Source organism: uncultured Pseudoalteromonas sp. (assembly GCF_963922945.1).
Classification (GTDB): Bacteria; Pseudomonadota; Gammaproteobacteria; order Enterobacterales; family Alteromonadaceae; genus Pseudoalteromonas.
In genome coordinates, this window is record NZ_CAWUKC010000048.1 from 1 (window position 1) to 21,326 (window position 21,326).

General features: G+C 39.6%; 25 protein-coding genes and 2 tRNA genes. 16 read left to right on the top strand and 11 right to left on the bottom strand.

Going from position 1 to position 21,326, the window contains the following annotated elements:
* Window positions 1–101: 101 nt before the first annotated feature.
* Entirely contained in the window at window positions 102–764 is a 663-nt protein-coding gene (locus AABI99_RS11250) for a cytochrome b/b6 domain-containing protein (RefSeq protein ID WP_338365867.1), read from the bottom strand.
* Between the two features lie 149 nt (window positions 765–913).
* Here AABI99_RS11250 and AABI99_RS11255 point away from each other — a divergent pair, with 149 nt between their 5' ends.
* From AABI99_RS11255 to AABI99_RS11265, 3 genes are all read left to right on the top strand, one after another.
* Window positions 914–1,618 carry an AzlC family ABC transporter permease gene (locus tag AABI99_RS11255; protein ID WP_338365869.1) on the top strand — a complete coding sequence of 235 codons (705 nt, stop codon included), beginning with the start codon at window positions 914–916 and terminating at the stop codon, window positions 1,616–1,618.
* Window positions 1,615–1,914 (top strand): AzlD domain-containing protein, encoded by a 300-nt coding sequence (locus tag AABI99_RS11260; protein ID WP_338365870.1) that lies wholly within the window; start codon window positions 1,615–1,617, stop codon window positions 1,912–1,914. Before AABI99_RS11255 ends, AABI99_RS11260 begins: the two co-directional genes overlap by 4 nt.
* A gap of 117 nt (window positions 1,915–2,031) precedes the next feature.
* Entirely contained in the window at window positions 2,032–2,517 is a 486-nt protein-coding gene (locus AABI99_RS11265; protein WP_338365872.1) for a glutathione peroxidase, read from the top strand.
* A 120-nt stretch (window positions 2,518–2,637) separates the two neighbouring features.
* Here AABI99_RS11265 and AABI99_RS11270 read toward each other — a convergent pair whose 3' ends face one another.
* A complete protein-coding gene (locus tag AABI99_RS11270; RefSeq protein WP_004589020.1) occupies window positions 2,638–2,823 on the bottom strand; it encodes a hypothetical protein in 186 nt (61 codons plus the stop codon).
* 381 nt (window positions 2,824–3,204) lie between these two features.
* Between AABI99_RS11270 and AABI99_RS11275 the strand changes: the two genes are divergently transcribed.
* Entirely contained in the window at window positions 3,205–3,999 is a 795-nt protein-coding gene (locus AABI99_RS11275) for a YggN family protein (protein WP_338365875.1), read from the top strand.
* Between the two features lie 57 nt (window positions 4,000–4,056).
* On the opposite strand, the gene AABI99_RS11280 is transcribed toward AABI99_RS11275, so the two are convergent.
* Window positions 4,057–5,499, bottom strand: a complete 1,443-nt coding sequence (locus AABI99_RS11280; protein ID WP_338365877.1) for a PLP-dependent aminotransferase family protein — start codon at window positions 5,497–5,499, stop codon at window positions 4,057–4,059.
* A gap of 105 nt (window positions 5,500–5,604) precedes the next feature.
* On the opposite strand from AABI99_RS11280, the gene AABI99_RS11285 reads away from it, so the two are divergent.
* On the top strand, window positions 5,605–6,534 hold the full coding sequence (locus tag AABI99_RS11285) for an EamA family transporter (protein ID WP_338365879.1): 930 nt from the start codon (window positions 5,605–5,607) through the stop codon (window positions 6,532–6,534).
* A gap of 36 nt (window positions 6,535–6,570) precedes the next feature.
* Here the strand turns inward: AABI99_RS11285 and AABI99_RS11290 are convergent, their stop codons facing one another.
* On the bottom strand, window positions 6,571–7,443 hold the full coding sequence (locus AABI99_RS11290) for a YegS/Rv2252/BmrU family lipid kinase (protein WP_338365880.1): 873 nt from the start codon (window positions 7,441–7,443) through the stop codon (window positions 6,571–6,573).
* A gap of 327 nt (window positions 7,444–7,770) precedes the next feature.
* On the opposite strand from AABI99_RS11290, the gene AABI99_RS11295 reads away from it, so the two are divergent.
* From AABI99_RS11295 to AABI99_RS11320, 6 genes are all read left to right on the top strand, one after another.
* Window positions 7,771–7,911 carry a hypothetical protein gene (locus AABI99_RS11295; RefSeq protein ID WP_338365881.1) on the top strand — a complete coding sequence of 47 codons (141 nt, stop codon included), beginning with the start codon at window positions 7,771–7,773 and terminating at the stop codon, window positions 7,909–7,911.
* A 219-nt stretch (window positions 7,912–8,130) separates the two neighbouring features.
* Window positions 8,131–8,221, top strand: a tRNA-Ser gene (locus tag AABI99_RS11300).
* Window positions 8,222–8,274: 53 nt separating this feature from the next.
* A tRNA-Ser gene (locus tag AABI99_RS11305) sits at window positions 8,275–8,367 on the top strand.
* 271 nt (window positions 8,368–8,638) lie between these two features.
* Window positions 8,639–9,127, top strand: coding sequence for an RNA-binding protein (locus AABI99_RS11310; protein WP_338365882.1), 489 nt, complete (start codon window positions 8,639–8,641; stop codon window positions 9,125–9,127).
* A gap of 119 nt (window positions 9,128–9,246) precedes the next feature.
* Window positions 9,247–11,958, top strand: coding sequence for a CHASE domain-containing protein (locus tag AABI99_RS11315; protein ID WP_338365883.1), 2,712 nt, complete (start codon window positions 9,247–9,249; stop codon window positions 11,956–11,958).
* Window positions 11,959–12,052: 94 nt separating this feature from the next.
* Window positions 12,053–13,192: a GNAT family N-acetyltransferase gene (locus tag AABI99_RS11320; protein ID WP_338365884.1), complete on the top strand. Its 1,140-nt coding sequence runs from the start codon at window positions 12,053–12,055 to the stop codon at window positions 13,190–13,192.
* Here AABI99_RS11320 and AABI99_RS11325 read toward each other — a convergent pair.
* The gene (locus AABI99_RS11325; RefSeq protein ID WP_338365885.1) at window positions 13,169–13,759 is read right to left on the bottom strand and encodes a DUF938 domain-containing protein; all 591 of its coding nucleotides are present in this window, start codon (window positions 13,757–13,759) and stop codon (window positions 13,169–13,171) included. The two genes, AABI99_RS11320 and AABI99_RS11325, sit on opposite strands and share 24 nt — an antisense overlap.
* Before the next feature lie 201 nt (window positions 13,760–13,960).
* Here AABI99_RS11325 and AABI99_RS11330 point away from each other — a divergent pair, with 201 nt between their 5' ends.
* From AABI99_RS11330 to AABI99_RS11350, 5 genes are all read left to right on the top strand, one after another.
* Window positions 13,961–14,146 (top strand): hypothetical protein, encoded by a 186-nt coding sequence (locus AABI99_RS11330; RefSeq protein ID WP_338365887.1) that lies wholly within the window; start codon window positions 13,961–13,963, stop codon window positions 14,144–14,146.
* A gap of 100 nt (window positions 14,147–14,246) precedes the next feature.
* Window positions 14,247–14,612, top strand: a complete 366-nt coding sequence (locus AABI99_RS11335; RefSeq protein WP_338365889.1) for a hypothetical protein — start codon at window positions 14,247–14,249, stop codon at window positions 14,610–14,612.
* 10 nt (window positions 14,613–14,622) lie between these two features.
* On the top strand, window positions 14,623–15,999 hold the full coding sequence (locus tag AABI99_RS11340; protein ID WP_338365891.1) for a class II fumarate hydratase: 1,377 nt from the start codon (window positions 14,623–14,625) through the stop codon (window positions 15,997–15,999).
* A 106-nt stretch (window positions 16,000–16,105) separates the two neighbouring features.
* Complete coding sequence (locus AABI99_RS11345) at window positions 16,106–16,615, top strand: hypothetical protein (RefSeq protein ID WP_338365893.1); 510 nt, start codon at window positions 16,106–16,108, stop codon at window positions 16,613–16,615.
* Window positions 16,616–16,625: 10 nt separating this feature from the next.
* Window positions 16,626–17,030 carry a hypothetical protein gene (locus AABI99_RS11350; protein ID WP_338365894.1) on the top strand — a complete coding sequence of 135 codons (405 nt, stop codon included), beginning with the start codon at window positions 16,626–16,628 and terminating at the stop codon, window positions 17,028–17,030.
* 30 nt (window positions 17,031–17,060) lie between these two features.
* Here AABI99_RS11350 and AABI99_RS11355 read toward each other — a convergent pair whose 3' ends face one another.
* The 6 genes from AABI99_RS11355 to AABI99_RS11380 form a co-directional block, all read right to left on the bottom strand.
* A complete protein-coding gene (locus AABI99_RS11355) occupies window positions 17,061–17,246 on the bottom strand; it encodes a hypothetical protein (protein ID WP_338365895.1) in 186 nt (61 codons plus the stop codon).
* 116 nt (window positions 17,247–17,362) lie between these two features.
* Window positions 17,363–17,683, bottom strand: coding sequence for a hypothetical protein (locus tag AABI99_RS11360; RefSeq protein ID WP_338365896.1), 321 nt, complete (start codon window positions 17,681–17,683; stop codon window positions 17,363–17,365).
* Entirely contained in the window at window positions 17,680–18,318 is a 639-nt protein-coding gene (locus AABI99_RS11365; RefSeq protein ID WP_338365897.1) for a DUF4178 domain-containing protein, read from the bottom strand. Before AABI99_RS11365 ends, AABI99_RS11360 begins: the two co-directional genes overlap by 4 nt.
* A 73-nt stretch (window positions 18,319–18,391) precedes the next feature.
* The gene (locus AABI99_RS11370; protein WP_338365898.1) at window positions 18,392–19,084 is read right to left on the bottom strand and encodes a PspA/IM30 family protein; all 693 of its coding nucleotides are present in this window, start codon (window positions 19,082–19,084) and stop codon (window positions 18,392–18,394) included.
* A gap of 24 nt (window positions 19,085–19,108) precedes the next feature.
* Window positions 19,109–19,522 carry a DUF2170 family protein gene (locus AABI99_RS11375; protein ID WP_338365899.1) on the bottom strand — a complete coding sequence of 138 codons (414 nt, stop codon included), beginning with the start codon at window positions 19,520–19,522 and terminating at the stop codon, window positions 19,109–19,111.
* 79 nt (window positions 19,523–19,601) lie between these two features.
* Entirely contained in the window at window positions 19,602–21,323 is a 1,722-nt protein-coding gene (locus AABI99_RS11380; RefSeq protein ID WP_338365900.1) for a polyamine aminopropyltransferase, read from the bottom strand.
* Window positions 21,324–21,326 lie beyond the last annotated feature (3 nt).

A 21,326-nucleotide genomic window follows, 5' to 3' on the forward strand; every position in this document is an offset into this window, starting at 1 on the left:
AACGCAGGAGCAGTTATCGAGCCCACTAGGTTACAAACCTCGCGCCGCGATTTGAACGCCCCTAGATTGAACAAATTTCAATCCGCAAAGATCAACACGCCCTAGCCCAGCAAATAACTAAGCGGCTCTTTGCCCCACGTAACAGCCAACAGCACTAACAATCCAACAAAAATAGCCCATGCTAACCAAGGTGCCTTGGTGTTATCTATATTAGTTTGAGTGGCGTGTTCGCTGTTTGCCTGTTTACCGGTGATCATTGCTTTGACAAGTGGTTTTCCTTTTATTTTATACACAACAATGGCAGTAACGTGCAGGCATATAGCATAAAATAAAATATCGAAATTAAGGCGGTGCAGCCAATTTGCAAAATCAACCGTTGAGCTCGACACATACTCAACCAAAGGGCCATCTGTCAAAATGCCATCACTGCTCATTAGCCCAGTCACTAACTGCACTATAATAAGTACAAAAAACAACAAAACCATGTAGCTACCTGGCGCCGAATGACCTACCCCTTTACTGGGGCTTTTAAACTCTTTAAGTACAGCTATTGGTGAGTGCAATAACGCACTTAATTTTGCCGTTTTACTGCCCACCAGCCCCCATACTAAACGGGTCGCTATTAATGCGATTGCAAAAAATCCAGCCACAAAATGAAGCTCAATCATGCCCTCGTCAATGCTAAAGTAAAGCACAGCAATATTAATGACTAACAACCAATGAAAGCTTCTTATAAAGCCATCCCATACTTTTATACTTTGCATATGAATCCTCAACTTGTTGCCAGGCTTTGGCACTTTATTTTGATACTAAAACCATTATTCCAAAGTTTTACTACCGCTGCATTAATGATATTACATAAAGCGCTATTTATGGCACACTAAACGCACAAATTTATTACTTACTTGTATTAATGAATATTACTAAACGCGCAGTATTAAAAGGTTTTTTTGATATGCTTCCGCTTTGCTTAGCGGTCGTACCTTGGGGGATATTATGTGGCTCTTTAGCGATTCAAAATGGTTTTAGTGCCTTTGAAACACAAGCAATGTCGTTACTTGTATTTGCCGGTTCTGCACAATTAGTTGCCATTGAACTAATGGCTGGTAACACCCCTTTGCTGACTATTTTATTTACCACATTTATTATTAGCTCTCGGCATTTTTTATACGGTTTAGCCGTACGCCATAAAGTTATTTCGCAGCCATTACGCTGGCGCTTACCCATAAGTTTTGTACTAACCGATGAGCTGTTTGCCTTTTCGCACCACCGTAAAGCCTATAAAACAAAAGCGCGCCTAATATACGCTTTAAGTGCGGGTTTTAGTTTTTATATTGCATGGAACCTTTGGACACTCATAGGCATTGTTGCAGGAAGTGTACTCCCAGATTTAACAAATTTAGGGCTCGACTTTGCGATTGCAGCTACATTTATTGCGCTTGTGGTACCGGGCATAAAAAATTTAGCCTCGCTAGTTACAGTTATTGTTGCAGGTGTTAGCGCCACCATTTTAAAAAGTACGGGGTTTGAGTTGTGGTTGGTTTGTGCCGCTCTACTTGCTATGAGTGCAGGCTACTTTACTGCAAGGTTTATACAAAAAAAGGACAGCCCATTATGATGATCACTATATTATTAATGGCGTGTATTACTTTTTTTACTCGCTACTTATTTTTACATCAACGCCTTGGTTTTAAAGTAGGCCCTAAAATGCAGCAGTTTTTAAGCTTTAGTGCCCCCGCTGTATTAACCGCGATTTGGGTACCTATTATTTTTATAAATGAAGACGGCATCAACCTAGATTGGCATAACCCATACCTAAGCGCAGCTATCGTTGCCATTATTGTTGCCTATAAAACACATAACATTTACTACACAACACTTGCCAGCATGGGGTTATTTTTAATTTTAAACTAAACATAGCAGCCTACTAGCAAACACTTAGGCATAGTATTCATAGGGCTAAATTTTATACTTTTAGTCACACGCCACAGCAGGTAGAATGCTACTAACAACAATAAAAAAGCACCTATCATGCACGAATTTCATCAATTAACTGCAACTGCGTTAAACGGTAAACCTATTAACTTCAGCGACTTTGAAGGCAAAGTTGTGCTTATTGTTAATACAGCAAGTGAATGTGGTTTTACTAAGCAATACGAGGCGCTACAAACTCTTCATAGTCAGTACGCAAAAAGCGGGTTGGTTATTGTTGGTTTTCCATGTAACCAATTTGGCCAACAAGAACCTGGTGACGCGACGCAAATACAGCAAGGTTGTTTAATAAATTATGGGGTAAACTTCTTAATGGCGTCAAAGGTGGATGTAAATGGGCGTCATGCGCACCCTGTATTTAGATATTTAAAATCGGCTCTGCCTGGGTTTTTAACACGAAAAATAAAGTGGAACTTCACCAAGTTTTTAATTGCGCCAGACGGCACCCCTATTAAACGTTATGCCCCTTTTACAAAGCCAGAAAAACTAGAAGCCACCATTCAACAAGCACTCGCTAAAAAGTAAGTACATAAAAGTAATAAAGAGGCATAAAGCCTCTTTATTGCCACTATTTAGACTTTAAACACGCATAAACGCATATTAAAAATCCTAATAAAAGAGGCGCATTATTTTAACTAGCACAATTTAGTCTATGTAATCGTTTAAGTCGTCTTCACCTAAGTTTTTACGCAAACGCTTTTGCTCAAGGTAATCTTCCAGCTTCTTTTTTACCTTCTGCTTTTTTTTGTCATGCTGATTACGCCCGACCATTTCGTACTCGTCTTCAACAAAATCATCATCTAGCGCATCGTAACTAAATGTCTTACCCACAACCCACTCCATAAAGTGTTTGAGACCAACTCAGGCTTGTGTCCTGTGATTGGCAGATTAAAAATGTTTAACGCTAAAATACGTACAAATTAGCGCCAAAATAAAGCCACGTGACTAATGTAAATAGTCTTCATGTCAATATTGTGAATAAATAGCGCTAAATTAAGAGAGTGGGAAGTGAGAGTTTTTTATCGTTTCGACAAATAAAATTTATCATTTATTTATTTTTAGTGTTTTTGACTAAAAAGTAGTTTATTTATTAAATTCACAAACTAGTTAAAGTACACGAAAATACATAAATAATTGTTTTATAAAGATAATAAAAAATGGCACCAAACTTGTTAATACTTAACTGTCATCAACAATTATTAGAGAATAAACATGAAAAATTTACTATTAGTAAGCGCTTTAATTTGTACACCTGCAGCAATAGCACATAACGATAACAATGCTGGCATTTCGTTTAGCAACGAGCAGTGCAATGTAGAGTTTAAAAACGATGTACGCATTAAACCTAGCGAATTAGAAATTTTTACTGCATCTAATCAATTCATGCGCTTTAGCAGCAATGGCAGCTTAACTATAAATGGCGATCAAGTATCTATTAACAGCGAACAGCGCCAAGCGCTTATCCAATATTCAGACAACTTACGTACACAGCTGCCTAAGGTCGCCAATATTGCTCTAGACGGGGTGAAAATAGCTGGTGTAGCGCTCGAGGAAGTAGCCAACGCATTTAACATTGACGGTATTGATGACTTGTCAGGCCTAATGGATGATATAAAAAGTGAAGTAGAAAATACCTTTTACCAACAAGGTACCTTTGTCATGGGGCAGCAAAGTTTTAATCAGTTTGGTGAAAACTTTGAACACCAGTTTGAAGAGCAAATAGAAACCGTGGTTGAATCGGCCATGATGCAATCAATGGGAAGTATTTTAGTAGCTTTAGGCTCTGAACTACTCGGTTCAGGTGGTGATATGGATGCATTTGAGCAACGCATGGAAAACATGGGCGCACAAATCGAAGAAAAAGTAGAACTGCATGCAAATGCGCTTGAAAAACGTGCCAACTCTTTATGTGAAAACTTTGCCAACATAGCATATCAAGAAGAGCAATTAGTAGCACAATTACCTCAACTTCAAGGTTACGAGCTATTTACTATTAAACAAAACTAATACCCAGCGCCGTATTTAACATCCCTTTAGCAGCACCTGTGTATAGGTGCTGCCTTTTTATTCTTTTAGCTTATGCGCCAGTTCACCTAACGTTTTAATAGCCTGCTCTATTTTTTCACTCCATTGCACCCCATAACTTAGCCTAATACAGCTTTTATATTTATTACTTGCTGAAAATATAAGTCCGGGGGTTATGCTTATACCAGCCTCTAAAGCCAATAAAAATAACTTTTGACTATCTACCCCTTGGCCAAAATCAAGCCAAATAACACATCCCCCTTTGGGATCACTAATACGCGTGTTATCAGGCATTGCGTTTAATAAGCACCACCGCATACGCTCTTTGTTATTACGTAAGCGCTGCCTTAGTACCTTTAAATTACGATCATACTCACCACTGGCTATAAACTCACAGAGGGTCCATTGATTTATTAGTGAAGCAGAACAACTTAATGCACGTTTGTGTCGCCGTGCTTGGCCTGCGAACTGGCCTGCAATTAACCAACCTACTCGATAGCTCGGCGCAGCCGCTTTTGAAAATGAGGCACAGCTTATCACTAACCCTTTTTTTGAATAAGCGAGTGCAGGTGTTCCACGCTTAGGAGTAAAGTGCAGATCCCCGTAAACATCATCCTCAATTAGCACAACATTATGCGATTCTATTAAGCTAACCATTTGTTGTCGGCTTTCATCGCTCATAAAACTGCCCACAGGATTATTGATGGCGGTCGAAAACAAACACGCTTTTATAGTGTGTTGTTCAAGCGCTTGCGCTAAATCGTTAAGCCAAATTCCATTGTCGGGGCACAACGGAATTTCAAGCGCCTTAAGTCCCAAGCTCTCTATCAGTTCAATAATGCCGTGATAACATGGGGTTTCAATAGCAACCACATCACCAGGTTTAGTGACACACTTAAGTGCGATAGCTAATGCCTCTTGTGCACCGTTGGTGATTACTAGCTCATCTATATTAACGCCAATAGCAAAACCCAAATACCTGTGCACTAACTGCTTTTTAAGTGCTGCAAAACCATCTATAGGGCCATAGTTAATAACATTTGACCCTGCAATGGCCATAACTCGGCGCATGGTTCGCGCTAACGCTTTATCGGTAGGGGCTGCAGCTACTGGGTTGGCAATACCAAACGCAATAATATTAGGTTGATGAATTGCGCTATAAACCTGCTCTATTAATTCTTGTTTATTTACAGTGACAGGCTCACGGCTTAGCTTTACACGTTTTGGTAAACTGTAAACTGTGTTTAGCACCGTTAAAAAGTAACCTGACTTTTCTCGTGCTTCCACCAGCCCTTGATCTTCTAACGCTTGATATGCTTGCTTAACAGTTGGAATGCTAATATTTAAGTTGCTAGCCATTTTACGAAGTGAAGGAAGCTTTTCGCCAGGTAATAACACCTTTTGCGCGTGCATATCTTTAATTAGCTCAATAACTTGTTGATATAAAAAATCGGCTTTTTGCTTACTGGCTGTTGGCTGCATATTTCGCCCTAAATCTGTATAGGTTACATTTTCATTTTTCTGTATATGGTAAGTATACAGATAGGCTCTAAAATAGCCACTCAGTCGATTTTTGAGAGGTTTCCAATGAAAAGCACAGTGCTATATCTCACCACCGTTTTAATTTGGGGCTCTACATGGCTCGCAATTTCGTTTCAGCTAGGCGATATTGTTGTAGAGCTTTCATTATTTTATCGCTTTGCTATAGCGGCTGCATGTATGTGGCTATTTGTGGCCTACAAAAAGCCTGATATGCGATTTTCGTTAGCCGATCATGGTTTTTTTGTTTTATTGGCTATTTCTAACTTTGGCTTAAATTATTTGCTTTTGTATTGGGCACAAAATTACCTTTCGTCAGCGATGGCGTCTATTGCTTTTTCAATGCTGCTCATAATGAACATAATTAACACTAGTTTATTTTTTGCAAAACCCATTGCAAAACGAATTTACTGCGGTGCCTTAATGGGTGTTATTGGTATTATTTTTCTATTTTGGCCGCATTTACAGCAATTCGACTTGAGTAACGGGGCGTTGGTCGGGTTACTACTTGCTCTAGGGGGCACGTTTGTGGCTTCATTGGGCAACATGATAAGTGTACGTAATTCTAATCGCCAAATAGGCGTACTACAGGGTAACGCATGGAGTATGTTATATAGCGCAGCAGGATTAGCCGTGTATGTATTAGTAAATGATATAGAGGTTAACTTTAGCGCCCCTACCAGCTATTGGCTGTCATTATTGTATTTATCGGTTTTTGGCACTGTGATTGCGTTTGCCTGCTACTTTGCCTTGTTAAAAAATATTGGCCCAGAAAAAGCTAGTTACGCCATCGTACTGTTTCCTTTGGTGGCCGTTGCATTAAGCAGCGTTTTTGAAGACTTTGAATGGCATGCAAATACCTTTGCTGGTTTTAGTTTAGTACTACTGGGTAATGCAATTGTGCTTACTCCCACAAAAAGAATTAACGCCTTTTTAGCAAGCCGCTGCTTTGCTAAAAATGGCTCCGTCCCCAGTTAGAGGCGTTTTTAACGCACTAACACAAAAGCGCCTACCCTACTGTAGGCGCTTTTTTATTGGTATATGAAAATGAATAGCTTGCTCATGAATAGCAATAACCGCAGGCGTAACACCGACTAGCTCGCCATCGGCCTCAATTAATAAATCTTTAGTATTAATACGCGCCTGTTTGAGCTGGCTATAAGTAAGCTTTTTTAAAGTATGATGTCGATTAAAAATTAATTTAATAAAGCTATATAATTGATCAACTAGACTACCCGCTTGCATTTGGTAGCAATCAAGCAGCCCATCATCAATTTTAGCCCTAGGGGCTATTTTTATGCCGCCGCCAAAATAATGAGAGTTCGCAAATACAGTGATTAAATTTTGATAGCTACACTGCTTATTTAAAAATGCTCCATCCAGATTGCTTGTTTTGTAAGTAAAGAGCGATTTAAAACTCGTCCACTTATAGCGCCAAGCTGACATATTCTGTATATGGCTAAGCTGGTTGATTACATGGGCATCAAAACCAACACCAGCTACATTAATAAAGTAACGAGTATTAATTTTACCCACATCAATTGTATGGGTGGGGGCATTAAAAATAGCGTTTTGCCACTGTTTAGCCTTGCAATGAAAGCGACGCGCAAAATCGTTGCCCGTACCACAAGGTAATATTGCCAAACTACATGCACTGTTAATCACGCCATTAAGTGCCAAATTAAGCGTGCCGTCGCCACCAATAGCCACTGCTATTTGGCTATTCTGCGCATTGAGCTTTACGTTTGTTAAGTCGTACTCAAAATTACCTGTCGTTTTAACCGTAATATAGGAAATACTTTTCTTTTTACATGTTTTTTTAAGCCACTCAAAATGACTTAGCACCGCTTTTTTTACGCTTGGTTTAATTATTATTAACAACTGCAAGCTATTTCTCTCCTGCTAGCCTGTGCGGCGCTAAAAACAATGTTTAAGTTAAAATTAAATAATCTGAATAATTAGTCAAAATATTGAGTAAAAATTTATTAAAACCATAAAACAAAACAAAAATAGAATACAAATCAAATATATAAGGCTTTACATCAAATAAATAACTATGCAAAACAGATAACTAACAAGGTAATTCAAAAACAAAAAATACAAAAATCAGATAAAAATAACTAATGCTCAAGCCCTAGTTTATATCGTTGTATTTTTATACAAAAAAGAGTCAGAATGCTCGCGATTTAAACACATACACTTTGGAGCAAAGACATGAAACCAATAAACACCTTAAACCAAAACGCAGCAGCCCAAGTTGGCGTGAAGCCAGCGAACCGCAAAGCTAAAATGCTTGCTAAGTTAAACCGTATGGGTAAAAAGTTAGCATTAAACAGCGCCGCGCAATACAAATAATCAACCTTGTTATGATTATTACGCAGGGGCAGTAAACAACTTACCACTATTGAAAGGCTTTCTTTCGCTCCCAAGTTTACTGCCACCCTTTAATTTTTAGCTTAAATCTTACTAAATTCTCTCTATTTACAAAAAAAACCTTAATTACGCCTACTTTTTAAGCAAACAGTTTATTTGCTATTTACACGACGGTATCACCTAAGTATTATTCTGCGTCACGGAGAGATGGCAGAGTGGTCGAATGCACCGGTCTTGAAAACCGGCATAGGTTTGTAGCCTATCTAGGGTTCAAATCCCTATCTCTCCACCATTATTTAATTATCGGTATGAATTAACTACCGTTAATACAATCTGTTATGCGTTGGAGAGGTGTCCGAGTGGCCGAAGGAGCTCCCCTGCTAAGGGAGTATAGAGTTTGTAGCTCTATCGAGGGTTCGAATCCCTCCTTCTCCACCATTTCTAATTAAAACCGCTTAGTTGCGGTTTTTTTGTGTCTAAAATTTAACAGCTAATATATCCAAGGAAGGTGAGAACTCTCCTAGGGTTCGATAAAATGTCTGGAACATTTTAAGCCGCCGTAGGCGTTGCGACGCAATTAATTACATGGATGTAATAGCGATCCGGCCTTTATAACAGCTTCGCATTGAAATAGCGTAAATCAAAACACATTGAATACACTGAGTAGTTGCGGCATGATTGCTTATAACTCCAACAGCTAGGTTTAATTATGTTTCGTTTAATTGCTCCTGTACTAGGCTTTATGGCCATAAGCCCACAAGCAGCCCAAGATATCACGGTTTATAAGTGTACAATTAAAGGCGTCGCTACATTTAGCCAAACCCCCTGTGCTGAGAACGCGGAAATAATAAAACTAAAGCAGCCGCTGATCGCTGATAAAGTAAGTAACAACGCCAATACACAAGCAATGCCTGGCGCCTCTGTAGATAACTACATCGAAATACAAAAAATTGAGCGCGAAATAAAACGCCACCAGCTTACTATAAAAAATTATAAAGAAGACTTAGCCCACGCCACGCAGCAAGCAAGTTATATAAATCAAGACCAAGCAAATAGAATGGGAGCCGCATCAATCGCTGATGCGATCGCAACTAAAACTACGGCGATTCAAAACCGCTATAACGCATTAATTAGCGCTGTAGAACAACAAATTTCTATTTTACAGCAACAAAAGCAGCAACTGAGCAACCAACCTTAATACCCAAATAAGCAACATATGCGATACACCTAACCCATATATTAAAAAAAGCGCAAATAACATACTGTTCGCTATACTGATGATTAAAACCAAATACGTTTAAAAAATCAGGAAGCTATGTGAAAAATTTTAACTCAAAAAATCACTCAGTTATCTTTTACATAATATTTTCATCAGCGTATTTTTTAATTGGTATTTCACTTACTAAACTCGCCTTTAATACACAAATTATTCCAGTATGGCTGCCAGCAGGCGTTGCCTTAGTAGGCTGCTACATTTGGTGGTGGCGATTTGTGCCTGCACTTTTTATAGCCGCCTTTGCGTTTAACTTTAATATTTTTGAAAGCTCAGCTCACGAAATGGTACTAGTTGGTAATAGTTTTAAGCAAGCTATGTATATTGCTAGTGGTATTGCATTACAGGCCATGGTAGGCGCGGGTTTACTTAAATTTTGGCTTGGTCATCCACTTTATTTTAAAAAACGCGCGAGTATTATTTACTTTATTTTTATTGTAGGTATTGCGGTGAGCTCAATTTCGGCAAACTTTGGAGTGTTTGCGCTGAGCCAGTTTAACCCCGCCTACAATATTAATGACCACTGGCAGAATGTATTATTTTGGTGGTTAGGGGACTCACTAGGCGTCATTATAGCTACCCCTTTGCTGTTAGTGCTTACGCAACTAACAGGCCCCAATAGGCCTATGTTTCCACTACCCACAATAGTGGTGTGTAATATTTTATTTATATCCGTAGCTATAACCACGCAGCTATATAATCATAAAAATAAGCAACATATTATTAAAGCAGCACAGCAGGAGGCTCAAGTTATTGAAAACAGCTTATATCGCTATATCAACCAAAGTTTAATTGCAGTACAAAGCTTGGCCAGCCAAGTGCAATCTAATCCAGATTTAAACCAACAAGATTTTTATGCCTATGCTAGCGAGCTACTGATACAGCATTCATTTATTAAAGCGCTATCGTGGAACCAAAAAATAACGCAAAGTGAGCGAGCCTCGTTTACTCAAGAAGTCGCCAATATCTACCACCTTGACTTTGAAGTTGTAGGTGAACCCCTTGAGCCAGACGACCCTATGGTCATTGTTAAATATATTGCTCCTTTTAATGGTAATCAAAAGGCGGTGGGATTTAATGTGTATTCAAACCCAGATAGAAAAGCGTCACTTACAAACCCCGCAATAAAGTACCAACCAGTCAGCACTAAAATTATTCAATTAGTACAAACATCTACGCCTGAGCCTGCCTACCTATTGTTTGCACCTGTGTACAAACAACAACAGCAAGCCACTGTTATTAATGGGTACGCTACTGGGGTATTTTTAGTGCGCAATATAATCGAGCAAGCGATTAACAAACAACAATCAGATATGTTTTCTATCGCGCTCTATGAAGATTTAAACAAACCTGCCTTTTATAGCAATAGTGACAACCCAAGTGCGATTAAAAACACGAATATTATAAAGCTAAAACTTACCTTTGGTGGACAAACGTGGAATGCATACTTAGCCTTAAAAGAAAGGTACTTAGCGCCTCAGAATAGCCAATTGACGCTATTTTTAATGGTTTTGCAATTAGTAGTATGCGCCCTAATTTTAATTGTTCTACTGCTTTTTAATCAACAACAAATTGCCCTGACCCGCAAAGTCGCAGAGCGCACCCATTCGCTTGCGCAGGCTAAAAAACAATCCGATTTAGCCAATCAAGCTAAAAGTCGATTTTTAGCTAATATGAGCCATGAAATACGCACCCCACTCAATGCTGTTATAGGCTTTTCATCATTAGCGCGCAAAGAAGATAGCACGCAAACCCTGATTGGTTATTTAGACAAAATAAACTCTTCATCTAAAAGCTTACTGAACCTGATTAACGACATCCTCGACATTTCTAAAATTGAGTCACATAAACTCAAACTAGAAAGTACAGCGTTTAACTTACACGCAATTATTAAGCGTATTAACACTATGTTTGAAACCAGCGCGGATAATAAGAACATAGGCTGGGAGGTTGTAAATCAGCTCCCCGCTGATACTTGGTATATAGGCGACCCTTTACGCATTGAGCAAATAATTCTAAACCTTTGCAGCAACGCAATAAAATTTACTGAGCAAGGTAAAGTCAATATTACCTTTGACGGCGAATATATAAGTGATAACAAAGTGAAAATTACAATCACCGTTAAAGATACGGGGATTGGTATTGAACCTTCTCAGCAGGCTAAGTTATTTAACGCTTTTACCCAAGCCGACGATTCAACTTCGAGGCGATACGGTGGTACAGGCTTAGGGCTAACTGTGGTCAAAGAGCTCAGTAAGCTAATGGACGCTAACGTGACATTGCAAAGTGAACCTAACGTAGGCTCAAAATTTATATTTAGTGTTGAACTTGAAACTAGCCCAGCACAAGAATCTGCTGATCCCGTATACTCAGATACTAAATTGACAGCCTTAAAAGTGCTAGTCGCAGAAGATAACCCCGTAAACCAAATGGTAATTAAAGCCATGCTCGGCTCACTGGGCCTTGTTGCTCATATTGTAGAAAATGGCGAAGCAGCAGTAGATATAGTAAAAGAGCAACACTTTGACTTAATTTTAATGGACTGCCAAATGCCCATAATGGATGGTTACAGAGCCACGGCACTCATTAGGCAGTTTAAAAGTAAGCAAGAACTGCCTATTATTGCGCTAACCGCCGATGTTATGCCTGAGGATAAAGCCCACGCCCTCGCTGTTGGCTTTAATCAACACCTTGCAAAACCGCTCGATTTAGTTAGGCTAACTGCCTGCTTGGCGCAATACGCCAAAATGAAATAGCATTAGTACAATAATACATTAAATAAATACGCTGTTTTTTATTTTTGTCTTAAAATGCAACCACCCATAATACAGCAGCCTAAGGTAAGCAGTAATGGCAACTTTTACCCACCAATGGTTTAATAATATTAACCAAATAGACGAACACGATTGGACGCGTTTATTCGGTAATGACCCCTTTACCTGCCATGCATTTTTATATGCATTAGAACAAAGCCACTGTGCAAACAAAGGGACTGGTTGGCAGCCTCAACACCTAGCGGTTTATGAAGGTGGCAAATTAATAGCACTGGCACCTGGGTATTTAAAAAGCCACTCTTACGGAGAGTATGTTTTTGATTGGGCATGGGCAGAAGCCTTTGAACAACACGGGTTAGCCTATTACCCTAAATGGCTAAGTGGTGTGCCTTTTAGCCCCATTGAAGGCCAGCGTATTGCCATCGCACATACAAATACACAAAGCGTATACGAGTACATAAAAAAGCAATTAAACTTAACGAGTGTGGAGCAAGGTTGGTCTGGCTGGCATGTTAACTTTTGTCCAAAAATGCAGGCTGAAGCATTGTGTACTGACGATATAATGCAGCGCGTAGGCGTACAGTTTCAATGGTTTAATAAAGGCTTTAAAACCTTTGACGATTTTTTAAATACACTTACCGCACGCAAACGAAAAACGCTCAAAAAAGAGCGCGCTAAAATAGCACAGCAAAATATTAGCATTGAATGGCTACAAGGCTTGCAAATAACACCTAAAATAATGCAATTGTTTTGCGAGTTTTATCAGCGAACTTATTTAAAACGTTCAGGGCATTTAGGCTATTTAAATATTGAGTTTTTTACTTTATTACAGGCTTTAATGAGCGATCAGCTGATTATTATGCTCGCCAAAAAAGATGAAAACGTAGTTGCCGCCACACTGAGTTTAAAAAGTGACAACACCTTGTACGGACGCTATTGGGGCGCCAGCGAAGAAATAGATTCCCTTCATTTTGAGCTGTGTTACTACCAAGGGATTGAATTTGCGATTAAGCATAACTTGCATTGCTTTCACTCAGGCGCTCAAGGCGAGCATAAAATACCTCGTGGGTTTGAGCCTGTTTTTACCTACTCTAGCCACTATATTGTTGAACCTGACTTTAGAGCAGCAATAAACGACTACCTAAATCGCGAGCGCCAACACATGGCAATATATAAAGCGCAGTGCGCTGAATTACTGCCGTTTAAAAACCAATAACTGATTGTTAGCAGGCATCGCTGTATCACTAATAAGTGTAAGGCTCGCTTGTGCAGCTAATTGCTCTATAGCCTCAAAATCACGAATACCGCTAAGTGGGTCACGTTGAGTTAAAAAGCGGTCGAACTCTTCATTACTTGCACTTGTAAACTGACCTTGGTATTTGAAAGGGCCATAAATACACACTACACCTTGGTTTGCTAAATGCATTGCAACCCCTTTAAAAAATTGCTCAACTAACTGCCAGCTTACAATATGAAACGTATTTGCTGTATAAATGGCATCCACGTTATTTACCGGCCACGCATAATTTAAATCAAGCTCAAGAGGGGCGTGTAAATTAGTTAAATTTGCCTCGTCGAGCCATAAATTTATGCCTTCATGGTTTATACAACGGTCACTTGTATACCACTGTAAGTGGGGCAAATTTTTTGCAAAAAACACACTATGTTGCCCCGTGCCCGAGCCTATTTCGAGTACTATTCTTGTTTTATTAAAAGCCGTTTTAAGCACCTCTAAAATAGGGCCTTTATTGTTTTCGCACGCTTGCGAGAAAGGTTTGATCATGCCAATGCACCAATAGTGAAATTAATTGCACAACATTAACGCAAAAAAATGGCACTGAACAATTAAAGTTTGATAGGTAATTTATAAAAGTGAGTTAATTCATTACTCTAAAATAAAAATAAGGCGATGGTATGTATTATGCTTTAATTAAATCAGCCCTAAGTAGGGTGTACTTCCAATATTAAATACGAGGATAAAATTATGCATACTCCCCCTTACACCGCTGTAGACGCTGTTGTCTCAGTGACAGAAAAAAGCACCGAAAAGCCAAGTAGCACCTGTGATAGTAGAGCCACTTTAATCGACTTACTTTCTCACTGTAACCAAAATCAACAGGCGCTAAAAAAGCATGAAACAGACCAAATATTCATTCTTGGCTACAATTGATACTCAATTAAACGCTGCAAATAATTTTTATAATAACTGTTTACACTGAAACCGATTAAATGTAATGATAACTATTATCGTTAACTTAAATCGGTTTTTTATGTCTCCCTTTCAGGCATTACAGCCTTATCAACATGAACTTGCTTGTAACTGCTTGCGCCCGGGCTTGCATGCGCCTATGGTGGTAGCTCACTACATTGAAACCGCTTTAAACGTTGCTAAAAGCTTTGAAAAACATCGTAACCCCTTATTACAAGAGCTGTATTTATTACGCACTCACCATGAAATCATCAATAAAATGTGCGACCCTCTAATACACAATGCCATTCGTAAGCAGTGCCTTGAGCAACTATATAAACCTTTACTGGCATTAAAACGCTTTTACTATGCACATAACGATACTGAAAAATTTTTAAAACTTGAGCACGAAGCTCGTGTACTCAGTAACGAATTTAACCCTTTTTAAGGAGCGACTTATGAGCAATTTTAGAACCGAATCAGACAGTATGGGTGAATTACAGGTCCCTAGTGATGCGCTATACCAAGCGCAAACCCAGCGTGCAGTTAACAACTTTGCTATTAGCGGCTTAACTATGCCAAAACAGTTTGTTACAGCCCTTGCATACATTAAACAAGCAGCAGCACAAAGTAATTGTGAGCTAAATCACTTAAGTAAAAGTAAAGCCAACACTATTGAGCAAGCATGCCAACAAATTATTGATGGCGAACATTACGAGCACTTCCCTGTTGATATTTTCCAAACAGGTTCGGGCACCAGCTCTAATATGAATGCCAATGAAGTGATCGCAACATTAGCTTCACGTCTTGGGGATGAAAAAATTCACCCTAACGATGATGTAAATATGGGGCAAAGCTCTAACGATGTAGTGCCGACAGCTATAGCTCTGAGCAGTGCAATTAACGTAGTTTATGAATTACTGCCATCACTTGAAAAACTCTCGCAGAGCTTAGAGCAAAAAAAGGCAGAGGTTGGCAAAATAGTTAAAACAGGCCGTACGCATTTGATGGATGCGATGCCAGTTACCTTTGAGCAAACGCTCAGCGCGTGGCAATCACAAGTAAATAATGCAGCCTCTGGCATTCACCATAGCTTAGAGCGAGTATGTGAGCTTGCCCAAGGGGGGACTGCGGTAGGAACCGGCATTAATGCTGATGGTGAATTTGCTGCAAAATTTGCTAAAAATTTAAGTGCCAATGTAGGTATAAGCTTTAAACCAAGCAGTAACTTTTTTTATAACATTGGATCACAAGATGCCATTGTCGCGCTTTCAGGGCAGTTAAAAGTACTCGCTGTTGCCCAGATGAAAATAGCCAACGATCTACGCTGGATGAATTCAGGCCCGCTTGCAGGGCTTGGCGAAATTGAGCTTGAAGCACTGCAACCTGGCTCGTCGATTATGCCAGGCAAAGTAAACCCGGTGATCCCAGAAGCAGCAGCTATGGTGAGCGCGCAAGTTATAGGTAACGATGCAACTATCACTGTAGCAGGTCAATCGGGTAACTTTGAATTAAACGTCATGCTGCCGGTTATTGCGCACAACATATTACAAAGCATCGAATTATTAGCTAACAGCGCACAAGCTCTGGCAGATAAAGCCATTGCAAGTTTTAAAGTAAACCAAATCAATATTGATAAAGCACTGGCCAAAAACCCAATTTTGGTGACAGCGCTTAATCCGGTGATCGGTTACGAAAAAGCAGCCAAAATAGCTAAGCAAGCCTATAAAGAAGCTCGCCCGATAATTGATGTGGCAGAGCAAGAAACCGACCTTTCTCGCAGTGAATTAGAAAAGCTGCTTAACCCCACTAAACTTACTCAAGGCGGTTTATAAGGGTAAATCTAAACGGCTTTAATTACTTGATAATATAGTTTTTATTGCCGTTAAAAATGCACCGTGTATGATAGTGATGAATAATTCATCACTATCAAGGTTTGTTATGCGTACTCCACTGTTAGCCCTACTTTTACCACTTTGCTTAACGGCATGCCTCGAAACGACATCACAAGAGGCCACCACTAACTCGGTGAACGAGCTTAAAGAAGTGCCGCAGCAAAACAGTAGTGAAAACAAGCTCAAAATCCCTACCGATGCATCTCAACCTATAAAAACCTCTGAAAAAGAAGTATCTGTTAACGACATTAAAACTGCTAAAAAAGAGCTTAATGCGTTAATTGCCAATACACAGTGCGATACCTCGGCACAATGTAAGGTTATGCCAGTTGGAAGCAAAGCCTGCGGCGGGCCAAGTGATTATGTTGTTTACTCAACAAAAGCAGCTAATGAAGGGCAAGTCAGTTCGCTTGCAAAGCAAATAACAGCACTTGAAAAAGCTTACAACACACAAAATGAAATGATGAGTACATGCCAGCATTTAACTGCCCCAAGCACGCAGTGTGTTGAAAATAAATGTGTTAAACTCAAAGGTTCAGCGGTAAGTGTATTTTAAGGACAAGGTTATGGGTTGTTTACCATCAGCAATTAAATTATCAATTGTAAGTGTTGCCACCAGCGCTATGCTATTTCTTAGTGGCTGTGCGAGCACATCATCAAGCAGTGATCAAAATCAGAATTTGTCTGACTTGAGCTACGATCTTAATAACATTGTTAGTGATAATAGCTGCACCGCAAGCTTTCAATGTAAAGTACTCGAAGTAGGTGCTCGCGCATGTGGCGGGCCTAGCAAGTATGTTGTGTATTCAACACTTAACACCTCACAAGAGCACGCCGAAGAAGTTGCCCATAAAATTACACAGCAACAAAAAGCACAAAACAAAACGCAAGGGTTAACCGACTGTTCACCGGTACTTGAAGTACAAACCTTGTGTATTGATCAACAATGCCAAGCGTTTGATATAAAGTAGCGATGCACTATTTAAACCTTAGATTAAGCGTTAATTTAATAAAGGAATTAACGCTGAAATAATCACGACTAACACCACGCAAATACCTGCTTTAACAATGTATTTCATTGGCATTTCTTGTTTTACCCAGTACGCATAAATAAAACGCACAAAGTAGCTAGCAGCAGTGCCAAATAAGGCAAAAATAATTAGGTAGGTGATCAGTATAATGTTCAAAGCAGTACTTCTTTATAGTTGTTGTTCTTAGTGTAAGGGCTTAATACAAAGAACGCAAAAGCACTGCTTTAAACTGCTTCTGGTTAAAAGATTTACTTATAAAATGAAATCCCAGCCTATTTAGCCTGTTTAGTATGAGCAATTAATAACTCTGCCACTTGCTGCTTTACCGCTCGTTTATCGTCACTTTGGACATTAAACCGTGTGGCTAATTGCATTATTTCTTCATCGTTTAAATTAAATGATAAACGCTGACGTGTTTTTTTAGACTTTACGTCTAACCCTAAAATTTTTCGGATCATATCTGAAGGCGTAAGCTCTTGGTCAATCGCCTGCTTTTTTATCGACTTTTGTACTTCACTGCTTAAATCAAATGCCATTTGTGTGGCACGCACGGCTTGCTCTTGACGTAACCACTTGTCTTTAGCATCACTCACTTCGCATCTCCTGGAAATAAGTCGACTATATCGGTAATTGGGCGTGTTAACGTTAGTGACACTTCAGTCTCACCGCCATCCCATATTTCAATATTTAAGCCATGCCCTTCGTCTGGCGATGCTAAGCAAATCATTTCACACGGTTCTCCGCCCTCATGCTCGTAACGAGGTAAAGACTGACCCCGAAAATCCTTGTTATGGAAATAACACACATAAGGTGATTCACTTTGTTGATAGCTTTTAGCTAAAAACTGCGTAAACTGCTCTGGTGTATTTTGCACTTGTATATGAGTTAACGACTCTTCATCAAAAATGCGTGCAAATTCGTCCAAGCCAAATATTTTATCTACATCATCGCGCTGAATTTTTATTGAAAAATTAGCCCATTGCTCGCCATCATCTTGCTCAATTTGTAAAAATACTACCTGACCGCTGTTTGTCTCTAGCACAAACTCAGTATCACTACTGTGCTGGTACTGGTAAGTTTGAATATCAATAACACGCAACGTTTGCCCTTTTAACCACGACGGGTAAGCAAACGAGTCGATAACACTAAACATGTCACCTTTTTTAAGCTCACTTGCATGATTAAGCTGGCGTTCTGACTCTTTTTTTGATTTGAAAAAATTAAACATAATGAAGCATCCCTTAAGCAAAAAAGGTAACTAAGCTGCGCTTAATTACCTTTTGTTATAAATGTACACGCTATTAGCCGTTTTGCTTGGCTTTAATACGCGCTAAAATATCGGCACTTTTAGGGCTTGTATCGCCAATGCCTGCTTCCGCCATTTTCGCTTTTAAATCGTCGCCATTAGCATCTGCTTCAAGCTCTTTTGCCGCACCTAACTGGTCGCTACGATCTTGCTGGCGCTGCTTAATACGCTCAAGCGACTGGCGAGCAGAGGTCATAGACGAGCTATTAGTATTAAGCGTGCTATTAACGGCCATTGTTGCTTGTTGCACGCTTTCTGTGGTTTTAACCATAGTAAGCTGACGTTGGTTTTCTTTAATCGACTTTTCAGCGTCTTTAACTTGCTGCTTAAGCGTTACAATGTGGTTGCTAAAGCCAGCTAAAACTTGCTCATGTTCTGCTTTTTCAGCTTCAAAGTCACCGATTTTTTCTGCAATTTCTAATGCTAAGGCTTCATTGCCTTTTTCAAGCGCTTGGCCTGCATAAGCTTCGTGCTCAGCTATTGATGCATCTACTGCGCTAATTTTACGCTTAGTTTGCATTTCTTTAGCCATTACTTCTGTAAGGCTTTTTTTAGCACGATTAAGTGCATTTTGCGCATCTGCTATTTCTTGTTCAAAAATACGGATACCATTTGCATCTACAATTGCTTCGCCCGCTTCACGCGCACCGCCACGTACTGCTGTAAATAATTTTTTTAATATACTCATAATCTTAACTCCGCTAAGTCGTTACTAATCGTTTAAATACAAGGTCACGGCTTCTAGTGCATCAATAGCGTTGTCAGCTAGTGTCACTAGTTCGTGGGTAATGTCATCTAATGATGAATTTACCGACAGTGCACCAAAAATCGCGTATTTATTATCGATTTTAGCAAATGCACTCAGTGGAATTGGCACGTTTAAACGTAGTAATGTTTCGTTTAACTCATTGCGTAATTCACTTTTTACTTCATCTTCGCTAAACAAGTAGCTAATACATAACAACTGCTCTTGCGTTTTCGTAACAAAAATTGGAAGCTCATCGTTTCCATCAACTATGACTTGTAACACATCTTGCTCACCTGGATTGGCAATCAAGAAAGACTCAAAGTTAGCACCCTCGGTTTCGAAAGAAGCTAATTTTATTGAAAGTTCATTTAATTCCATGTCTCTGCCTTTTTGCTGTTTGACATATTATGTCTGAGTTAAGATTCGCACGGTCGACATATTATGTCAACCTATTTTGTTAATTTTTATACAATTCGCTTTCTATTTGCCAAGCTGAGCGATAATAATCGTATAGCTGTCCAGAACCTAACCTATTGACTTCAATACTTTTAACTTGTTCAAAATACTGATTAGGAAACACAAAGCTGGCTAATAAATAATCTTTGCTGACCCACCTTGATGGCACCGGCATATCACTTATATTTTTAATTCGACCGCTAGCTGATTGCCCCATTTTAGTCGCGATAGTCCAGCCCCACTGTCCAAACGAAGGGATATTTTGCTGATACTGTTCTACATAATCAAAACCTGCCGCTTTCACTGTTTTTGCAATACTTAAAAACGCTTTTTTGGCATGGTAAGGCGAGGTTGATTGCACCGCCATCGCACCATCGGCTGCCAAAAGTTGCCGCACATGATTATAAAAGTAGTCGCTGTACATTTTGTTTAAATCGGGGTGATTAGGGTCTGGCAAGTCGATTAAAATAGTGTCAAATTGCTTACCTTGATCAAGCAGCTTTTCAACCTCTAAAAACGCATCTCCCACAATAATATTGGCTCGCGGGTCTAACATCGATTGCTTATTTAGCTTTAATAACCGCTCACTTATATCCTCAGGCGCTGTAAAATTACCGTCTTTATGGCCAAATAAATTAAGTAGTTGTGCATCTAGGTCAATTAGCGTCACATCGCTGACTGGCCACTTTAAAACATCTCTTAAGGCAAGGCCGTCGCCACCACCAATAATTAATACGTTATCGTGTCGGTTAGATGCAAGCATTGCCGGATACACCAGCATTGAATGATATATTTGCTCATCAATACTTGAGAACTGTAAACGCCCATTTAAATATAAATCAGTAATAGGCTCTGGCTGGTTTTTACTAAGGCGCTCAGTTAATACAACATGTTGGTACTTAGTGGCTCGAGAATAAATAACTTTATCTTTATATAGTACGTTACTTAAGCTGTTCATCCAGCTACTTCCCATCACTAAAATAAACCCAAACAGCGCCAGCAATGCTATATGACACACTAAAAGGGCCTTAGCAAAGCGCACATGAGCATGGTAGCGCCATAAAAAGGCGAGCCCTGCGATAATATTAAACAGGGCTGTCCACGCGGCTGCTTGCATTATAGGCATTGCCAACATAATACTGACCCAAATTGCGGCCCCAATACCTGCCCCTATGTAATCAGCACCATATATAGTGCCAGCGTTGTTCTCTAAAAAGCGCCCATATACATGCTGGCGAATGCGTGCAATGAGCGGTATTTCCATCCCGATAAACAAACCCAGTACTAAACCAAATACATAGGGTAAAAAGTGTGACCACTCTTGCAGCTTTTGAAATACATAGCCGTTAAGCACAACATCAGGAGGTAGATTAAAAATACTAGAAAACAAATGAGGAAGAGAATAACTTACGGCAATTACCCCGGCTATTGCCAAAATACAGCCCATACCAATTAGGGCAATAATACTTTCTAACCAAGCAAAAGCTGTAAAAGCATCCTTAAACCAACGCGCTAAAAATGCACCTAACCCCATAGCCACTATCATGGTACCAATCATGGCGTAGATAGCACTTTCTACCGATCCTAGTACGCGCCCCGCGTAATGCGAAAGTAAGTATTCATAAATAAGGCCGCACCCAGCGAGTACGGCCATAACAGTTATTAGTAAAATATCGTGCCCAAGTAAGCGTGATTTACTTGGGCTAGTTGTAGTTGATGACACTGA